The organism is Novosphingobium sp. BL-A-28-Hi1-0D, assembly GCF_055521755.1.
Map to the genome: position 1 here is coordinate 1,476,835 of NZ_CM145502.1, position 17,854 is coordinate 1,494,688.

Annotated in this window: 13 protein-coding genes; 9 read left to right on the forward strand and 4 right to left on the reverse strand. The window is 64.7% G+C overall.

All coding sequences use genetic code 11. The features are described 5' to 3' along the window. Window positions 1–41: 41 nt before the first annotated feature. Window positions 42–1,349: a GGDEF domain-containing protein gene (locus ACZ1JW_RS07340; protein ID WP_465142495.1), complete on the reverse strand. Its 1,308-nt coding sequence runs from the start codon at window positions 1,347–1,349 to the stop codon at window positions 42–44. Window positions 1,350–1,501: 152 nt separating this feature from the next. Beyond that, window positions 1,502–2,167, reverse strand: a complete 666-nt coding sequence (locus ACZ1JW_RS07345) for a YggS family pyridoxal phosphate-dependent enzyme (RefSeq protein WP_465142496.1) — start codon at window positions 2,165–2,167, stop codon at window positions 1,502–1,504. 22 nt (window positions 2,168–2,189) lie between these two features. Here ACZ1JW_RS07345 and ACZ1JW_RS07350 point away from each other — a divergent pair, with 22 nt between their 5' ends. The 3 genes from ACZ1JW_RS07350 to ACZ1JW_RS07360 all read left to right on the forward strand — a co-directional run bounded on the left by ACZ1JW_RS07350 (window position 2,190) and on the right by ACZ1JW_RS07360 (window position 7,125). Beyond that, on the forward strand, window positions 2,190–2,750 hold the full coding sequence (locus ACZ1JW_RS07350; protein WP_465124169.1) for a thiamine phosphate synthase: 561 nt from the start codon (window positions 2,190–2,192) through the stop codon (window positions 2,748–2,750). Window positions 2,751–2,837: 87 nt separating this feature from the next. Beyond that, window positions 2,838–5,300, forward strand: a complete 2,463-nt coding sequence (locus tag ACZ1JW_RS07355) for a DNA translocase FtsK (protein ID WP_465142497.1) — start codon at window positions 2,838–2,840, stop codon at window positions 5,298–5,300. Between the two features lie 118 nt (window positions 5,301–5,418). Then, window positions 5,419–7,125 carry a sensor domain-containing diguanylate cyclase gene (locus ACZ1JW_RS07360; RefSeq protein WP_465142498.1) on the forward strand — a complete coding sequence of 569 codons (1,707 nt, stop codon included), beginning with the start codon at window positions 5,419–5,421 and terminating at the stop codon, window positions 7,123–7,125. Here ACZ1JW_RS07360 and ACZ1JW_RS07365 read toward each other — a convergent pair. Beyond that, complete coding sequence (locus tag ACZ1JW_RS07365) at window positions 7,122–7,517, reverse strand: acyl-CoA thioesterase (protein ID WP_465124166.1); 396 nt, start codon at window positions 7,515–7,517, stop codon at window positions 7,122–7,124. The two genes, ACZ1JW_RS07360 and ACZ1JW_RS07365, sit on opposite strands and share 4 nt — an antisense overlap. Further along, window positions 7,514–9,589 (reverse strand): S9 family peptidase, encoded by a 2,076-nt coding sequence (locus ACZ1JW_RS07370; protein ID WP_465124165.1) that lies wholly within the window; start codon window positions 9,587–9,589, stop codon window positions 7,514–7,516. The genes ACZ1JW_RS07365 and ACZ1JW_RS07370 overlap by 4 nt, the downstream gene beginning before the upstream one ends. Window positions 9,590–9,645: 56 nt before the next feature. Between ACZ1JW_RS07370 and ACZ1JW_RS07375 the strand changes: the two genes are divergently transcribed. From ACZ1JW_RS07375 to ACZ1JW_RS07400, 6 genes are all read left to right on the forward strand, one after another. Beyond that, window positions 9,646–11,451 (forward strand): aminopeptidase P family protein, encoded by a 1,806-nt coding sequence (locus ACZ1JW_RS07375; RefSeq protein ID WP_465142499.1) that lies wholly within the window; start codon window positions 9,646–9,648, stop codon window positions 11,449–11,451. 57 nt (window positions 11,452–11,508) lie between these two features. Continuing rightward, on the forward strand, window positions 11,509–11,877 hold the full coding sequence (locus ACZ1JW_RS07380) for a VOC family protein (RefSeq protein ID WP_465124163.1): 369 nt from the start codon (window positions 11,509–11,511) through the stop codon (window positions 11,875–11,877). Between the two features lie 229 nt (window positions 11,878–12,106). Then, window positions 12,107–12,721 carry an EF-hand domain-containing protein gene (locus tag ACZ1JW_RS07385; protein WP_465142500.1) on the forward strand — a complete coding sequence of 205 codons (615 nt, stop codon included), beginning with the start codon at window positions 12,107–12,109 and terminating at the stop codon, window positions 12,719–12,721. Window positions 12,722–12,727: 6 nt separating this feature from the next. Further along, window positions 12,728–13,465 (forward strand): response regulator, encoded by a 738-nt coding sequence (locus ACZ1JW_RS07390; protein WP_465142501.1) that lies wholly within the window; start codon window positions 12,728–12,730, stop codon window positions 13,463–13,465. 7 nt (window positions 13,466–13,472) lie between these two features. Further along, window positions 13,473–14,864: a sensor histidine kinase gene (locus ACZ1JW_RS07395; protein ID WP_465142502.1), complete on the forward strand. Its 1,392-nt coding sequence runs from the start codon at window positions 13,473–13,475 to the stop codon at window positions 14,862–14,864. Window positions 14,865–15,000: 136 nt separating this feature from the next. Beyond that, entirely contained in the window at window positions 15,001–17,670 is a 2,670-nt protein-coding gene (locus ACZ1JW_RS07400; protein ID WP_465142503.1) for a M1 family metallopeptidase, read from the forward strand. Window positions 17,671–17,854 lie beyond the last annotated feature (184 nt).

Sequence of the window (17,854 nt, forward strand, 5' to 3'; positions counted from 1 at the left end):
GCGCGGTTCAGGAATTGCGCAGCGTCGCTGTCAGTCGCGCATCAGTTCTGCTTGGTCTTGATCGCGGCCAGCCTCGGAGCCTCGCGTCCGGCGCGCTTCTCGGCGGCGACAATGCAGTTCTTGCCCGCTTTCTTGGCGGCATAGAGTGCAGCGTCGGCAATCGGCACGATGTCGGTTGCCGACGTTGCCGTTTCGGGGATGGTGGCCACGCCGAGCGATGCCGAAATCGCACATTCGTGGCTGGCGCTCAGGGATTCGATGCGCTGGCGCAAGATCTCTGCCTTCTCCAGCACGTCCTCCAGCGAGCAGTCCGGCAGGATCGCGACCAGTTCTTCCCCGCCATAGCGGCAGACGACGTCGGTCGGGCGCAGGCAGCCGACAATCTGGGCGGCGACGTCACGCAGCACCGCATCGCCCTTGGCATGGCCGTGCTCGTCGTTGAGCTTCTTGAAGTTGTCGAGGTCCAGCATGATCACGGCCGTGCTCGCCCCTGAGCGCGACCCAAGCGAGACGAAGCGTTCGAGTGCATCCTCCATGTAGCGCCGGTTGTAGAGCCCGGTCAACGGATCGCGCAGCGACTGCGTGCGCAGCTTCTCGCGCAGGGCAATGTTCGAAAGGGCGAGCGACATGGAGTCGGCCAGCGCTCGGCCGAGACGGCTCACATTATGGACCTTGGACTCCGCGTCGGCCTCCTTCTCTGCCTCGTCCCTTGCGAGGATCAACAGACCGTGAAGTTGTCCGCATGCCATCATTGGAATTTCCACCGTCGCCACTGTGCCTGCATGATGGGCACAGCACAGTCCGTTGATGGAAGGCACGTTCACGTGGGTCTTGCCGCGTTTGAGAGCCCAGCAGTTCGCAGGCGAAAGTGCGGGCAGCGGATCATAGCCCTCAGGCAGGTCCCATGATCGGGTCAGATCGAGCCGATCGCGCGAGTTGTTGAAAACGTAGAGCGCAACGCCGTGCTCGGGCAGCAAGCGCTTTGCAGTGGCCATGAGCACCGCACCAGCATCGTCGTAGGTTTCCGCTGCCTGCAGCATGTCTGTCATGCTGAAGAGCTCGTCGGTCTGCCAGCGTGCCCGTACAGTGCTTTCGTGGTCTGCCGCCTTCTGACGAAACTCGCGCAGGGCGACGCTACGAAGGCCCAATTGCGTCAGTGCTGCAGCACAAAGTACTGCCAGCAAGACATTGAGCATGGGATCGCCAAAGTCATTGTCGATCAGATTGTGAACGGCGGCCAGCGCGATTCCGATGAGGTGCAGAAGCACGAGAACGAGATAGATCACGCGCCTTGGTACTATCGAGTATTCCTGGGCGCTGTCATCTGCAAATCTGGAAGCCTGGTCCACGCGCTGCTCCGCCTGCAATCGACGCAGGGTACGCAAGACGTTCTGCAGCCTGGTAAAGTCCCAACCCGACGCATTGCGCAAGGATGCGGTGATCCTTCGCTAACCATAAGGTGCCAGCGGCGCCCACGTTGACCTGCCGACGTGCTGCGCCGTCAGCGGGCGCCGAACAATGCCGATCCGACCCGGACATGGGTCGCGCCAAGCTGCACCGCAGTCTCGAAATCGTCGCTCATGCCCATTGACAGGGCGGCAAGGCCGTTGTCGTCCGCCAGCTTGTCGAGCAGCGCGAAGAATGGTGCGGCCTCGATCCCGGCGGGTGGCACGCACATCAGTCCGATGACGTCGAGGCCGGCTTCGCGCGCCTGCGCCAGCAAGGCGGGAAGGTCTGCCACGGCGCAGCCACCCTTCTGCTCCTCGTTGCCGATGTTGACCTGTACGAAGCAGGGCACCTTGCGTCCCAGCTTGTCCTGCGCCTTGCCCAATGCTGTGACGAGGCTGGGGCGATCAACCGAGTGGATGCAGTCAAACAGTGCGATGGCGTCCTCGGCCTTGTTCGACTGCAGCTGGCCGACGAGGTGCAATTCGACATCGGGATACGCGGCGCGGATTGCGGGCCACTTGTCCTGCACCTCCTGCACCCGATTCTCGCCGAACACACGCTGCCCTTGCGCAATCAGAGCGAGGATTGCCCCGGCGGGCTTGGTCTTGGATACGGCGACCAGCGTCACGTCCTCGGCATTGCGTCCGGCAATGCGGGCGGCCTTGGCGATGCTGGCGCGGACCTGTTCGAGCGGTGATGAGGGTACTGCCTGTTCCATGGCGCGGTGCTATAGCGCGGCGATGGGAAAGCGCCAGACCATCGCAAGGGCCCAGACCACCGCAAGGGATTTGCCGCGACGCGTATTGCTAAGCGATGCGCGCAATGACGCAGGCCTTGAGCGCGCCCTGTCGCGGATGGGGGGCGGCGATGCGCTGGCGTTCCGGCATTATCATCTTGCCGGCCCGGCTCGGCGCGCTCGGTTCGTGACTTTGCGAATGCTGGCACAAAGGCGCGGGGTCGCCGTGATCGGTGCACGGGTGCCGCGAAGCTGGGGCCTTGACGGCGTCTATGGATCACCCCGCGCGGTCGCAGGGCAGAGCGGCTTGCGGCTGGCCACCGCGCATTCGCTGGCCGAGATCGGAGCGGCGGTCAGGGCAGGGGCGCATGCGATCCTGCTTTCGCCAGTGTTCCCGACGCGGTCGCACCCCGGAGCGCCGGTGCTGGGCGCGGTCAAATTTCTGCTGTTGGCCCGACGCTCACCGCTTCCGGTGATCGCGCTGGGCGGGATGACAGCGGCGCGGGCCGCGCGATTGCCGGTGCACGGTTGGGCTGCGATCGATGGGCTTGCCGTAACGCCTTGATTGGTCGCAATTCCTGTCGGGATTCTTGACGGTGAGTCCCGTTCGGGCGCATGATGTGTTCGGCAAGGGCAGGGATTAGGCAAAGACATGGCAAGCCGGGCAGCAAACACCGCGAAAGGGCGGACCGCCAGCGTGCGGGACGCTGGATCGCGCGCGCCCGGAAAGCGCAGCTCCGGCCTGCGCGGGGCAGACTGGCGTGCGGTCCTGCGCCGTTCGCTGCGCCGCAGTCTCGAACTGCTCGGCGGCGGAATCATGGCCGCCGCGCTGCTGTTCCTCGCGCTCGCGCTTGTCAGCTATACCCAGACCGATCCTTCCGGCAGCACCGCTTCGGGCAGCCCGGTGGAGAACTGGATGGGGCTGGCCGGAGCATGGGCCTCTGACAAGGTGCTGATGCTGTTCGGTTTGCCCGGTGCCTTGCTGCTCCCGCTGATGTGGGTGTTCGCGCGGCGCATGTGGGAAGCCGAGAGCGACCTGATCGACATCGACGAGGAAGACGAGGACGGCGAGGCGGTGCCCGCACCGCGCTGGTGGCGTCCAGCGCTTGTCCTGCTGCTGGCCATGGCGCTGATCGGCACGGCACTTGCGCTCTGGGCTTCGAGTACGGCAAGCCGCCTGCCGGCAGGCCCGGGGGGCCTTTCAGGGCTTCTTGGTGCCGCAGCGATCAACGCGCTTGCAAGGCTCGTTCCGCAAATTGCCCCGCAGTGGATCAGCGTGCCGCTCGGCCTCGTTGCACTGGTCGGAGGGCTGGCCCTTGCGGCAAGGGTCTTTGCTTTCGACTGGGCGCAGATGCTCACGCTGCCGCCGTTCCTCCGCCGCGCGCCGCAGGACATTGACGGCGACGAGGATGCCGAGGACGAAACGCCTGCTCCCTCGCCCCGCAAGGACCGCCGCGACAAGGAAGCGCGCGCCGCTGCCGACAGCATCGACCTCGAGGACGCGCTGGCGCAGCGCAAGCCTACCGAGATCAGCGATCCCACGCGTACGCCGACGGTTGCCGCAGCTCCGCCCAAGGCACGACAGGGCGATCTGTTCGACAACAAGTACGAATTGCCCTCGATCGACCTGCTGGTCGAAGCGCCGGCAGGCTCGGTGCAGAAGATCGACAAGCTGGCGCTCGAACGCAACGCGCGCCTGCTCGAAAACGTGCTCGACGATTTCAACGTGAAGGGCGAGATCACCGCCGTCCGCACCGGGCCGGTGGTCACGATGTACGAACTGGAACCGGCACCCGGCATCAAGGCCAGCCGCGTGATCGGCCTGGCGGACGACATCGCCCGCAATATGAGCGCGATTTCGGCGCGCGTCTCGGCCATTCCCGGCCGCACCGTCATGGGCATCGAACTGCCCAATGCGATCCGCGACATGGTGGGCTTCCGCGAACTGGTGGCCTGCGAAAAGTTCGTCAGTTCCAAGGCGCTGCTGCCGATCATTCTGGGCAAGGATATCTCGGGCGAGCCTATCGTGGCTGACCTTGCCACGATGCCGCACCTGCTGGTTGCGGGCACCACCGGCTCGGGCAAGTCGGTCGGGCTCAACTGCATCCTGCTCTCGCTGCTCTACCGGCTGACGCCCGCGCAATGCCGCATGATCCTCGTCGATCCCAAGGTGCTCGAACTCAAATCCTACGACGACATCCCGCACCTGCTTTCGCCGGTGGTGACCGAGCCTTCGAAGGCGGTGCGTGCGCTCAAGTGGGCGGTCGAGGAAATGGAGCGGCGCTATCGCCAGATGTCCTCGATCGGCGTGCGCAACATCTCGGGCTTCAACGAGAAAGTCCGCGCGGCGCAAGCCAAGGGCAAGCCGCTCGGCCGCCGCATCCAGGTCGGCTTTGATCCCGATACGGGCGAGGAACTGTTCGAGGAACAGCAGCTCGATTACGAAGTGCTGCCGCAGATCGTGGTCATCGTCGATGAGCTGGCCGACCTCATGGTCACCGTCGGCAAGGAGATCGAAGTCCTGATCCAGCGCCTTTCGCAGAAGAGCCGCGCGGCAGGCATCCACCTGATCATGGCCACGCAGCGCCCGTCGGTCGACGTCATCACCGGCGTGATCAAGGCCAACCTGCCGACGCGCATCTCGTTTGCCGTGACCAGCCGCATCGACAGTCGCACTATCCTTGGCGAACAGGGCGCAGAGCAGCTGCTGGGCAAGGGCGACATGCTCTACAAGCCGAACACCGACCCGATAAAGCGCGTCCACGGCCCATTCGTTTCGGACGAGGAAGTCGAGAAGGTCGCCGATCACTGGCGCGGGCAGGGCAGCCCGGACTACGTCGATTCGGTCACCGAAGAGCCCGAGGATGGCGGTTTCGGCTTCGACGATATCGACAGTGCCTCGGACAACCCGGAAGACCGCAAGTACCGCCAGGTGTGCCAGCTGGTGTTCGAAAGCCAGAAGGCTTCGGCCAGCTGGATCCAGCGCCAGATGGGCGTCGGCTACAATACCGCATCGAAGTGGATCGAGCGGATGGAAGCCGATGGTCTGGTAGGGCCGGCCAACCATGTCGGCCGTCGGGAGATCTATCGCGACAAGGACGGTAACGTCTTGTGATTGTTCACGCGGACCTTACCCGGGTGAACAATTCGCAATTCCATTCTCAGGGAAACTTCAGGCTGTTTGTTGCTGGCAATTAACGGGCTCCTAAGCTTGCTCGTCTAGCTTGTGCAGCATGACTGGTGGGATCGGACGTTGGCTGTGCCTCTTCGTCCTGCTGTTTGCTGGCGCATTGCCAGTGACGGCAGGGGCGCAGAACGTTCGTCCCGAGCGCATGTGCCACGCCGATGCAGCGGTGGGCGAAAGGTGGGCCGACGTCGATGCCCGGCCTGAACGCTGGCGCTGCGACAACGGTGGCTGGAGCCTCTCGACCGACGCCGTGCTCGTCCGTTTCGAACTGGGGCAGGCCGAAGGTCGTGTCCTGCCGCAAAGCGTCGTCACGCATACGGGCAATTTCGAACGCATCGACGTGGGGGTGATCGAAGCCAACGGGAAGGCCCGATGGTTTTCGTCGTGGCCAGCGGACGTCCACCACCTGGCGACAGGTCCCTACATGGTTGTGCCTGTGCCGGGCGTAACGTCCGATACCCGCGCGGTCGCAGTGCGCGTAGTCCGTCCTTGGAGCAAGACCACGCTCAGCGAGATGCGGCTCGATCCGTTTCCCGAAGGCAGCGGCTGGCCCTTGCAAAGGATCGTGGCGATGGCGGCGATCTGCGGGATGCTGCTCGTGCCACTCCTGATAAACACCGCCTTCTATTCGGTCCTGCCTGAACGCTACGTCATCTGGCATCTCGTGATGGTGGCATCGATGCTGGTGCAGGCGGCTTTTGCCACCGGCTTCTTCCATGTCATGTTCGGCTTTCATGCCCTGTGGGAATGGCAGGCCTCCAACATAGCCTTCTCGACAATGGCCGGAGCGGCGCTGATGTTTGCGGCAACGTTCATCGAGGCCGATGCGCTGTCACCCCGCCTGCGCCGTCTGGCCACGCGGACCGGGCCGGCAGTCTGGGCTGTCGGCATCGTGTGTTCGATTCCGGCAGAAGCCGTGCGGTCGTGGTCTGCCCCTGCGATGCACATCTCGATCGGGGCAGTGATCATCGTGCTGGCGACGATGCTCTGGGATGCAAGGCGTCGCGGCAGCAGGTTCGTGGGGCTTCAGATCGTGGCATGGACGCCGATCATGGCCATCGGCTCGTGGCGGATCATCGCCTACCTCGTGCCCGGCCTGCATCCGACCGAAGCCATCGAGCTGTACCAGCTGGCACTGGCGCTCGAAGTGCTGGTGACCGCGCTCGGCATCGTCAATCGCTTCGTTGCGGTGCGCCAGGAGCGCGACCGCGCCACCGCGCGCGCGCTCGAACTCGAAGGCGTGGCCGACCGCGATCCGCTGACCGGCCTGCGCAACCGGCGGACGATCGAAAAGCGCTTTGAGAACCTGTTCGAACGCGGATTCCGCACCATGGCGGTGATAGATCTCGATCATTTCAAGGTGGTCAACGATACCCACGGCCATTCCACCGGCGACATTGTCCTGCGTGCAGCCGCCGGGGCCCTGACCGACGATCGCGACACCAAGGCCATCCGCATGGGAGGCGAGGAGTTCCTGCTCCTGCTGCGCGGGGTCGATGCCGCGGCCCGCGCAGAGCGTTGCCGCAGGGCGATCACCACCCGCATCACCGCCGAAGTCCCGGGCCTCGAACACATTGTCACGGCGAGCATGGGGCTGGTCGAGCACGATACCCGCGGAAACCTGCAGATCGACTTCGCCTCGCTCTACGCCCGCTGCGACCAGTTGCTTTACGAAGCCAAGCGCCTCGGCCGGAACCGGACGATGCGCGAGAAAGTGACAGGCTTTGAACCTGCCGGACGCGAAATCGCCTAAGGCAGGAACGGCGCGGCCACGTCCTTGGGAACGCGCAGGATGCGGCCCGAGGCACGGTCGATGATCGCCCAGGTGGTCTTGGCGCTGACGATGACCTTGCCCGCAGCGTTGCGGAAGTCCACCCGCCGGTCGAATCGCGCGCCGGTGGGTGGTTCCGGAATGAAAGTCTCGGCAGTCACGCTCTCTCCAGACACGATGTTGCCGCGATAGTCGATCTCATGCCGCGTCACGACCCAGACGTATGCGTCCTGGTGTTCTGGCGAGGCCACTGCAGACCAGTGCGCGGTGGCAATGTCCTGAATCCAGTTCACCCACACCGCATTGTTGACGTGGCCCAACTCGTCGATGTGCTCGGGGCCTGCGGTGAAGGTCAGGGTGTGGCGGTTGCTCAAGCGTCCACCCCTAGCTGCCACAGGATGAAGGCGAATTCCTCCGCCGTTTCCTTCAAGCTCTCGAACCTGCCCGACTTGCCGCCGTGGCCTGCGCCCATGTTGGTCTTGAGGATCAGCTCGTTGCCGTCGGTCTTCACCTCGCGCAGACGAGCCACCCACTTGGCAGGTTCCCAGTAGGTCACGCGCGGATCGTTCAGCCCTGCGGTCACCATCAGCGGCGGGTAGGCTTGGGGACTAACCTGATCATAGGGCGAATAGGACCGGATCAGCTCGAACGCCGCCTTGTCCTCGATAGGATTGCCCCATTCGGGCCACTCGCCGGGAGTGAGCGGCAGTTCCTCGTCGAGCATGGTGTTGAGCACGTCGACGAACGGCACATGCGCCACGACCGCGCCCCAAAGCTCAGGGTTGGAATTGATCACCGCGCCCATCAGTTCGCCACCGGCCGAACCGCCCGAGATGCTGATCTTGCCCGGAGCCGTGAATCCGCGCTCGATCAGGCCCTTGGCGACATCCACGAAGTCGTTGAAGGTGTTGGTCCGCGCCTCGAGCTTGCCCGCCTTGTACCAGGCGCGGCCAAGGTCGTCGCCGCCGCGGATATGCGCGATGGCATAGGCAAAGCCGCGATCGACAAGGCTGAGCCGCGTTGTCGAGAAGCCGGGTCCGATGGCGATGCCATAGGCGCCGTAGCCATAAAGATGCAGCGGTCCGCCGGGTGCGCGATCCTTCCTCCAGACCACGCTGACCGGCACCATCGTGCCATCGCGCGCGGCGATTTCAAGACGCGCGGTTTCATAGAGCGAAGCGTCATAACCGCTCGGGATTTCCTGCACCTTGAGCAGCTTGAGGCTGCGCGTGGCAACGTCGTAATCATATGACGAAGCAGGGCTGACCATCGACTCATAGCCCACCCGCAGCACGCTCATGTCCCATTCGGGATTGTCGCCAAGCGAAGCTTCGTAGCTCTCTTCGGGAAACTCGATCGGTTCGACGCGCGAAGGATCGTCGTAATAGCGCACCTCGATCCGGTCCAACCCGCGCACCCGGCCTTCGGTGACGTAGAAATTGCGGAACAGGTCGAAGCCGGTGAGGTAGAAGTCGTCGGTGCCTTCGATCAACGTGGTCCAATCGCCGGGGCTGGACAATGGCGCCGTTGCTAGGCGGAAATTCTCGTGGGTGTCGTTGGCGTGGATGTAGAGCACGCCGTCACGCTCATCGACGTCGTACTCAACGCCCTTCTGGCGCGGCTTGACCAGCAGCGGTTCTGCCAGCGGATCATCGGTTGGCACCAGCCGCACTTCGCCAGTCTCATGGTCGCCGGTCGAGATGATCAGCCACTTCTCGTTGGCCGAAAGCGACGCGCCGACGCGGAAGCCTTCGTCATCCTCGTGGTAGAGTTCGACGTCGTTCTCCAGCGGCTGGCCGATCCAGTGCAGCCGCGCGTTGTCGGTCCGCCAGTTTTCGTTGGCGAGGCTGTAGACGAGGCCGGTATCGTCCTTCACCCAGATCAGGCCGGACAGCGTGCCCGGAATCTCGTCGGGCAGGACTTCGCCGGTGGCAATCACCTTGATCCGCGCGGTGAAGCGCTCCGAGCCATTGTCGTCCACCGACCACGCCAGCTTGGTGCCGTCCTTCGATACGGCAATCGCGCCCAACCGGAAGTATTCCTTGCCCTCGGCCAGCGCGACTTCGTCAAGGATCAGCTCGTCCGCGCTGCCATCGTCGGGCGCGCCGACCGGGCGGCGCCACCACTTCTTGTATTCGGCGCCTTCCTCGAACTCGATCCAGTAGAGGAAATCGCCATCCTTCTGCGGGACCGACTTGTCAGCCTCCTTGATGCGGCCGCGCATTTCCTTGAACAGCGCATTGATCACCGGCTGGCGCTCGGCCATGCGGCTCTCGAACCAGGCGTTTTCCGCCTCGAGATGGGCAAGGACCTCCTTGTCCTTCACCTCCGGATAGCCCGGATCGCGCAGCCATGCGTAATCGTCGGTGACGGTCAGGCCATGGTGCGAAAAGCTGTGCGGCTTCTTGGCGGCGACAGGAGGTGTGGCAATGCTCATCCCCCGCATCTATGTTGTGCGCATGATGCCCGCAAGGCGGGCCGCCTTCATTCAGGACTTATCCCATGCTGATGCAGACACATGAAGCCCGTCTTGACGCCTTGCGCAAGCAGCTGGCCAAGGACGGCCTCGACGGCTTCGTCATCCCCATTTCCGACGAGCACATGAGCGAATATGTCGGCGCCTATGCCCAGCGGCTGGAATGGCTCACCGGCTTTGGCGGTTCGGCAGGCACGGCAGTTGTGCTGGCCAATGAAGCCGCGATCTTCGTCGACGGGCGCTATACCCTGCAGGTGCGCGATCAGGTGGACGGAAAGCTGTGGTCGTACCAGTCTGTGCCGCAGACCAGCGTGGCCGAATGGCTTGGCAGCCACGCCCCGCAAGGCGCGCGGATCGGCTACGATGCCTGGCTCCATGCAAAGGGCTGGGCACAAGGCGTGGCAAAGGCGCTGGAAGCCCGTGGCGCAACGCTGGTGGCCGTGGCCAGCAATCCGGTTGACGCGGTATGGCAGGACCAGCCCGCGCCTTCACTCGCCGTGGCTGTCCCTCACGCGACCGAACACGCAGGCAAGTCCGCGACCGAGAAGCGTGCGGAAGTTGCCGAATGGCTCACCTCGCAAGGGCTGGACGCCGCCGTCATCACCGCGCTCGATTCCGTCGCATGGCTGCTCAATATCCGCGGCGCCGACGTGGACCGTACGCCGGTTGCGTTGTCGTTCGTGATCGCAAATGCCGATGGCACGGCAGACCTGTTCATCGCACCCGAGAAGGTGACGCCAGACCTTACCGCACATCTCGGCAACGCCGTGCGCGTCCAGCCGCGCGAGGCTTTCGTGCCCGCGCTTCAGGCGCTCAGAGGCAAGAAGGTTGCCGCAGATCCCGAACGCGCCGTTGCCGCAATATTTCAGGCGCTCGAAGGCGCAGGCGCGCAAGTCGTTGAAGTCATCGACCCGGTCGTCCTGCCCAAGGCGATCAAGAACGCCGCCGAGCAAGCCGGTCATCGCGCCGCGCAGGCGCGCGATGGTGCCGCCATCGCCCGCTTCCTGCGCTGGGTCGAGGTCGAAGCACCCAAGGGCAGCGTCACCGAACTGTCTGCCGCTGATCGCCTTCAGGCATTCCGCGCCGAGGGCGGGCTGCTCAAGGATCTGTCGTTCGACACGATCTCGGGCGCGGGGCCGAACGGGGCTGTCGTGCACTACCGCGTCAGCGAGGAAACCAGCCGCACGCTCGAACCCAACAGCGTCTATCTGGTCGATTCGGGCGGGCAGTACGTCGATGGCACCACCGACATCACCCGCACGGTCTGGGTCGGCCCCGATGCCCCCCATGCAGAGGTCAAGGACCGCTTCACCCGCGTGCTCAAGGGCCACATCGCCTTGGCGCGCGCCGTGTTCCCCAAGGGAACCGCAGGCAGCCAGCTCGACAGTTTCGCCCGCCAATTCCTGTGGGCAGCGGGCCTCGATTATGCCCACGGCACCGGCCACGGCGTCGGCAGCTTCCTTGCCGTCCACGAAGGCCCGCAGCGTATCGCCAAGGCCAGTGGCGGGCAGGCGGGCACCGGCCAGCCGCTCATGCCGGGCATGATCCTCTCGAACGAGCCGGGCTATTACAAGACCGGCGAGTACGGCATCCGTATCGAGAACCTCGTGCTAGTCGAAAGGCGGGACATAGCCGGGGCCGAGGGCGAATTCTACGGCTTCGAGACGCTCACATTTGCCCCCATCGCGCGTGACCTCATCGACGTGGCGCTGCTCTCGGGCGAGGAGCGCGCTTGGCTCGATGCCTATCACGCAAAGGTCCGCGAAGTCCTCGCGCCGCAACTGTCCGGCGACGATCTGGCATGGCTTGAGGCTGCCTGCTCGCCCTTGTGAGAGAGTCTATGTTCACGTATTGTTCCCTACATCGAATCGCAGACAAGGAGCAGTGCCATGATCGGATACGTCACCGTCGGAACCAACGATCTCGCCCGCGCGGCGAAGTTCTATGACGCCATCGCTGCGGAAATGGGCGTCGGTCGGATGATGGAGTTCGAGACCGGCATCGCATGGGGCGCTCCGGGCGGCGGGGCCGGCATCGGCGCGATGGCTCCGTTCGATGGTCAGCCCGCAACCGTCGGCAATGGCGTGATGGTCGCGCTCGAGGCGAAGGACAATGAGCAGGTGGACCGGCTCCACGCGATCGCGCTTGCTAACGGCGGCAGCGATGAAGGCGCGCCGGGCCTGCGCGGTGGCGGATTCTACGCCGCCTATTTCCGCGATCCCGATGGCAACAAGCTCAACGCTTTCGTGATGGGCTGATGGCGCGGGCTTGCGTCGGGATGAACGCAGGCCGCCTCACGCGACAAATTGCGACAATAAACCTGCCTGCGCGGCATAGTCCCGCGACAAGGTGCGCCTAGATAGGTGTCATAGGAACTGCGGTCGCCGGTGTTCAGTCCCCCCTGGGCAAGGTCTTCCCTCCCCCTCTCCTTGCCGAAGTGCCGGTGGCCGCAGTCTCCTCCCTCTCTCCTGCTTACGGAGCACCACGATGAAGAAATTCCAGATTGCAGCGCTCGCCGCTGTGACGGCAACGGCCTCGCTGGCGCTCTATGCCGCAACGCCCGCCTTCGCACAGAAGATGGACGCCGATGGCGACAAGACCATTACCTGGACCGAAGCCAAGGCCAAGTCCGACCAGATGTGGGCCAAGCTCGATGTCAACAGGGACGGCAAGCTCGATCAGGCTGATCGCAGCGCCAAGTGGGCAGAGAAGTTCGCCGAGATCGACACCGACAAGAACGGCTCGATCAGCCGCGACGAATTCATCGCGCATCACCAGCAGATGAAGGGCCCGGAAGGCGATCATGATGGTGATCGCAAGGGTCCTCACGGTGGTCGCGGCTACGGCGGTATGGGTGGTATGATGGCTGGCGGGCACATGGCCATGATGGCCGATGCCAACAAAGACGGCACCGTCACCCGCGCCGAGTTCGACGCTGGCGTGAAGGCGCACTTCGACATGGCCGACGCCAACAAGGACGGCAAGATCACGCCTGAAGAGCGTCGCGCTGCAATGAAAGCGATGATGGGCAAGATGAAGGGCCCGCACGCAGGTCATGGCGCGATGGGTGATGGACCTCCGCCGCCCCCTCCGGCAAACTGATCCACGATGAACGAAGCGCCGATCCGACTGCTCCTGGTCGATGACGAACCTGCGCTGCGCGAACCCCTGGCGGACTACCTCGTCCGGCAGGGGTTTGTCGTAACCCAGGCCGCCACCGCTGCCGAAGCCCGCAGCCGCCTGTTGGAGGCAGGCTGCGACCTCGTCCTGCTCGACATCATGATGCCGGGCGAGGACGGCTTGTCGCTCTGCCGCCATCTGGTCGAGGCCAAGCGCCTGCCGGTCATCTTCATCACCGCCAAGGGCGAATCGACCGATCGAATCGTCGGGTTGGAAATCGGTGCCGACGACTACGTGGTAAAGCCTTTCGACCCGCGCGAACTGGTCGCCCGCATCCGTTCGGTCCTGCGCCGCGCCACCAAGCAGTCGAGCGAAGTGTCCGACGCGGTGATCTACGAGTTCGAAGGCTGGCGCCTCGATCCATTGAAGCGCCGCCTGATCGACCGCGAAGGCGCGGTCGTCGCCATTTCCTCGGCCGAATTCCGCCTGCTCATGGCCTTCCTCGACCATCCCCGCCAGGTGCTCGACCGTGATCGCCTGCTCGACATGGTGCAAGGCCGCGAGGCGCACCTGTTCGACCGCGCGGTCGACAACCAGATATCGCGCCTGCGCCGCAAGGTTGAGGTCGACAGCCGCAATCCGCAGCTGATCCAGACGGTGTGGGGCGGGGGCTACATGCTCGCCGCCGAAGTGCGCAAGCGTGCGCCCACTCCTGAAGAAGCCTGACCCCAAGGTGAGAAATCTCCGCCTCTGGCCGCGCAGCCTTCAGGGTCAGGTCCTCCTCGCCATCGCGCTGGCGCTGCTGGTTGCGCAGACGATCTCGGCTGTGCTGATCTGGAAGGAGCAGAGCCATCGGCGCGAATCCGGCATGGTCAGCTCGGCTGCTTTCCGCCTGCTGGGCCCGATGTCTGAAACCAGGCGCAGGCATCGCGACGATGAAGATCGCGTGCCCCCGCCGTTCCGGCTCGAACGTACCCAGACTCTGCCCCAACGCACAGGCGAAGCCCGTCTGCCGCGCGTTGAACGTGAACTGGCCGAAGTCCTGGCCGCGCAAGGCTTCGATGCAGCCGAAGTGGTCGTCTTCGAGCGCAATCCGCTCACTGACCGGCCCAGCCTGCAATTCATGCAGCGACACCGCCGCGAACTGGCCGCCATCTCCCGAGAGCCGATGCCACGCCTGGTCATTGCCTCGGTGCGCCAGTCATCCGGGCAATGGCTCTCGACCCGCGTCTTTTCCGAAGGCGGCGAGTTGCGCGTGCTGGCCCCGTTGGTCGGTCAGACCATCGTGCTCTATTTCGTGCTCGTCGGGGCCATGGCGCTGATCCTGCGCCGCATGGCGCGGCCGCTCAAGGCGCTCACCCGCCGCGTGGAGGATTTTGCCGGCAACCGCGCGCTCGATGGCCAGCTTCAGCCAGACGGGCCCGAAGACATCCAGGGTCTGATCGTCGCGCACAATGCGATGGAAGCGCGCATTGCCGCGATGCTCGATGAAAAGGACGTGATGCTCGGCGCGATCGGGCATGACCTGAAAACGCCGCTCGCCGCCCTGCGCGTCCGCATTGAGGCGGTCGAGGACGATGTCGAGCGTGGTCGCATGGCCGCAACGATCGAGGACATCAACCGCTCGCTCGACGACATCCTCTCGCTCGCCCGCGTCGGTCGCCCGTCGGACCCTGTGGAGCCAACCGAACTTTCCGCACTCGTCGCCGACGTCATCGGGGAGTTCGAGGACATGGGCGAGCCCGTGGAACTGGGCGATACCGACCGCGTCGTCCTGCCGGTTCGCGCCACGTGGATGCGCCGCGCCTTGCGCAACCTTGTCTCCAACGCCTTGCGCTATGGCGAACGGGCACGCGTCAAACTTGCCAAGGAAGGTCGCACCGCCGTTCTGCGCATCGAAGACGATGGCCCCGGCATTCCCGAGCACGAGATCGCCCGTATGATGGAGCCGTTCACCCGGCTCGATGCCTCGCGCAACAGCGGCACCGGCGGGACCGGACTCGGTCTCACGCTCGCCCGAGCCATTGCCGACCAGCACGGCGGCACGCTGACGCTGGCCAACCGGCGCGGTGGCGATGGCCAGATCACCGGCCTTGAGGCCACCTTGCGGCTCCCGCTCGGTTAAGCGAGCACTCATTCCAAGGGCATTATTCAACCGACATTGGTCGGCGAGGCAATGCCGTTCGTCGAAAGGAGTCGCGCGAGCGACGACCGGTTGCTAGTGCAACCAATCTTCATTGCGCCGGGGAGTCACAGTCGGCATGCGTACCATTTCATTTGTTTCGGCACTTGCGCTTTCGATTGCCATTGCCGCCCCGTCAGCCATTGCCCAGCAGGCGCCGCTCAATCCTTCCGCTGCCGCTGGCGTCCACACCGATCTGCCCCGCGTCGCGCATCCCTCGCACTACACCATCGCGATCACGCCCGATGCCAAGGCGCTGACCTTCACCGGCACCTCGTCGGTCGATCTTGAAGTCACCGAAGCGGCCCCGGCCCTTACGCTCCACGCGCTCGACCTCAAGATCGCCACCGCCACGCTCACGCCCGAAGGCGGCGCGGCGATGCCGGTCACCGTGACGATGGACGCCAGGAGCCAGACCGCGACGTTCACCGCCGCCGCTCCGCTCAAGCCCGGCAAGTACCGCCTCGATACCACCTACTCGGGCTTCATCAACACGCAGGCCAACGGCCTTTTCGCGCTCGATTACCCTGACAAGGTCACCGGCAAGGACGTGCGCGGCCTGTTCACCCAGTTCGAAGCGCCCGACGCGCGCCGCTTCGCTCCGATGTTCGACGAGCCGATCTACAAGGCGACCTTCGATCTTTCCGCCGTCGTCCCCGCCTCGCAAATGGCGATCAGCAACATGCCGGTGGCCAAGGAAGAGCCGCTCGCGGGTGGCATGAAGCGCGTGACATTCGGCACCAGCCCGAAGATGTCGTCCTATCTCCTGTTCTTCAGCCTCGGCGATTTCGAGCGGCTGGCCAAGGAAGCCGCTCCCGGCGTGCAGGTCGGCATCGTCGCTCCCAAGGGCAGCGGCGAGCAGGGCCGCTTCGCGCTCGACGAGCTGGCCCCGCTGATCCCCTACTACTCCGATTACTTCGGCCAGCCCTATCCGCTGCCCAAGCTCGACAACGTTGCCGCTCCCGGCCAGTCGCAGTTCTTCTCGGCGATGGAAAACTGGGGCGCGATCCTGACGTTCGAGCGCATCCTGCTCAACGATCCGGCCATCACCAGCGCTGCTGCCCGCCAGAACATCGTCACCACGCAGGCCCACGAAGTGGCGCACCAGTGGTTCGGCAATCTCGTGACCATGGCATGGTGGGAAGACCTCTGGCTGAACGAAGGCTTTGCCAGCTGGATGGAAACCAAGGCCACCGCGCACTTCCACCCCGACTGGTTCCCGCTGCTGGAGCGCGTGAACGGTCGTGATGCGGCGATGGGCCTCGATGGCTTCAAGACCACGCACCCGATCGTGCAGGAGATCAAGACCGTCGACGAGACCAACCAGGCCTTTGACGCGATCACCTACCAGAAGGGCGAAGCGGTCATCTCGATGCTCGAATCCTTCGCGGGCGAGACGGTGTGGCGTGATGGTTTGCGCGCCTACATGCGCGATCACAAGTTCGGCAACACCCGCTCGAAGGACCTGTGGCAGGCCATCGAAAAGGCTGGCGCCCCCGGCCTCACCGCCATCGCAACCGATTTCACCACCAAGCCCGGTATTCCGCTGGTCAAGGTTTCGGGCATGACCTGCAAGAAGGGCATGGCCACGCTGAACCTCGAACAGAGCGAGTTCAGCGTCGACCGTCAGGCAGAAGTCGCCGCCAAGCCACAGCAGTGGAAGGTGCCGCTGATCGTCTCGGCAGGTTCAGGTGAGCCAGTGCGCACGATCCTCGATGGCGGGAAGGCGACCGTCACGGTCAATGGCTGTGGTCCGATCGTGATCAACGCAGGCCAGCTCGGCTACTACCGCTCGCTCTACACCCCGCAGATGCTCAGCTCGCTGAAGAAGGCCATGCCGAGCCTGCAGCCGGTCGACCAGATGGGCCTGATTGCCGACAACCTCGCGCTCTCGGCCAGCGGCTACCAGCCCTATGGCCCCTCGTTTGATCTGCTGGCGGCCATCCCCGGCAATGCCAATCCCGTCGTCCTCGCCAATGCTTTCGGCGATTTCGTCGGCGCATGGCGCGTGCTCGACAAGGACCCTGCCGCGCAGAAGAAGCTCTACGGCAAGGTCGCAGGAACCTACAAGCCGCGCCTCATGGCGCTGGGCTTTGAACCCAAGGCGGACGAGCCCCTGCGTGACGCAGACCTGCGCTCCACGCTGATTGGGGGCTTCGGCACCATGGGTGATCCTGACGTCGTGGCCGAAGCGCGCCGCCGCTTCGCCATGCTCGCCAGCAACCCCAAGGCGCTCGACGGTCCGCTCAAGACGACCTGGCTCAACATCGTCGCCCGCAATGCGACCAAGGCCGATTGGGATGCGATCAAGACCATGGCCGCGGCCAGCAACAGCGCGGTGGAACGCCAGTTCCTCTACACGCTGCTGGGCCGCCCCGCCGATGCCTCGCTCGCCAAGGCGGCGCGTGAGCTTGCGCTGACCGATGCGCCGGGCAAGACCACCAGCGCGGCCATGATCGTCGCTTCGGCCGGCCTGCACCCGGACGAGACCTACGACTTCGCCCTGACCAACCGCGCGAAGATCGAATCGCTGGTGGATGCGCAGAGCCGCGTCACGTTCATCGCCAGCCTCGGCGGGCAATCGAACGATCCGGCGATGATCGAAAAGCTCAAGGCGTTCAAGGCCACGGTCCCCGCCGAAGCCGCCCGCCCGGTGGACCGCGTGATTGGCGTCCTCACCGAAAAGGCCCGCACCCGCCCGCAGTTCATCAAGGGCCTGACCGACTGGCAGAACGCGAAGGGGAAGTAAGGGCCAATCGGCGATTATTTTGATTGGTCTCCCCTCCCCGGCGGGGAGGGATTGGGGGTGGGGGGAGCGAGGCAAAGCCGAGCGTCCACGCTCGCCGTGGTACACCCCCACCCAACCTCCCCCTCAAGGGGGAGGGGCGCTAGGGACCGCGATCATTGCGGCCTGTCAAAGAGGCAATCCACCA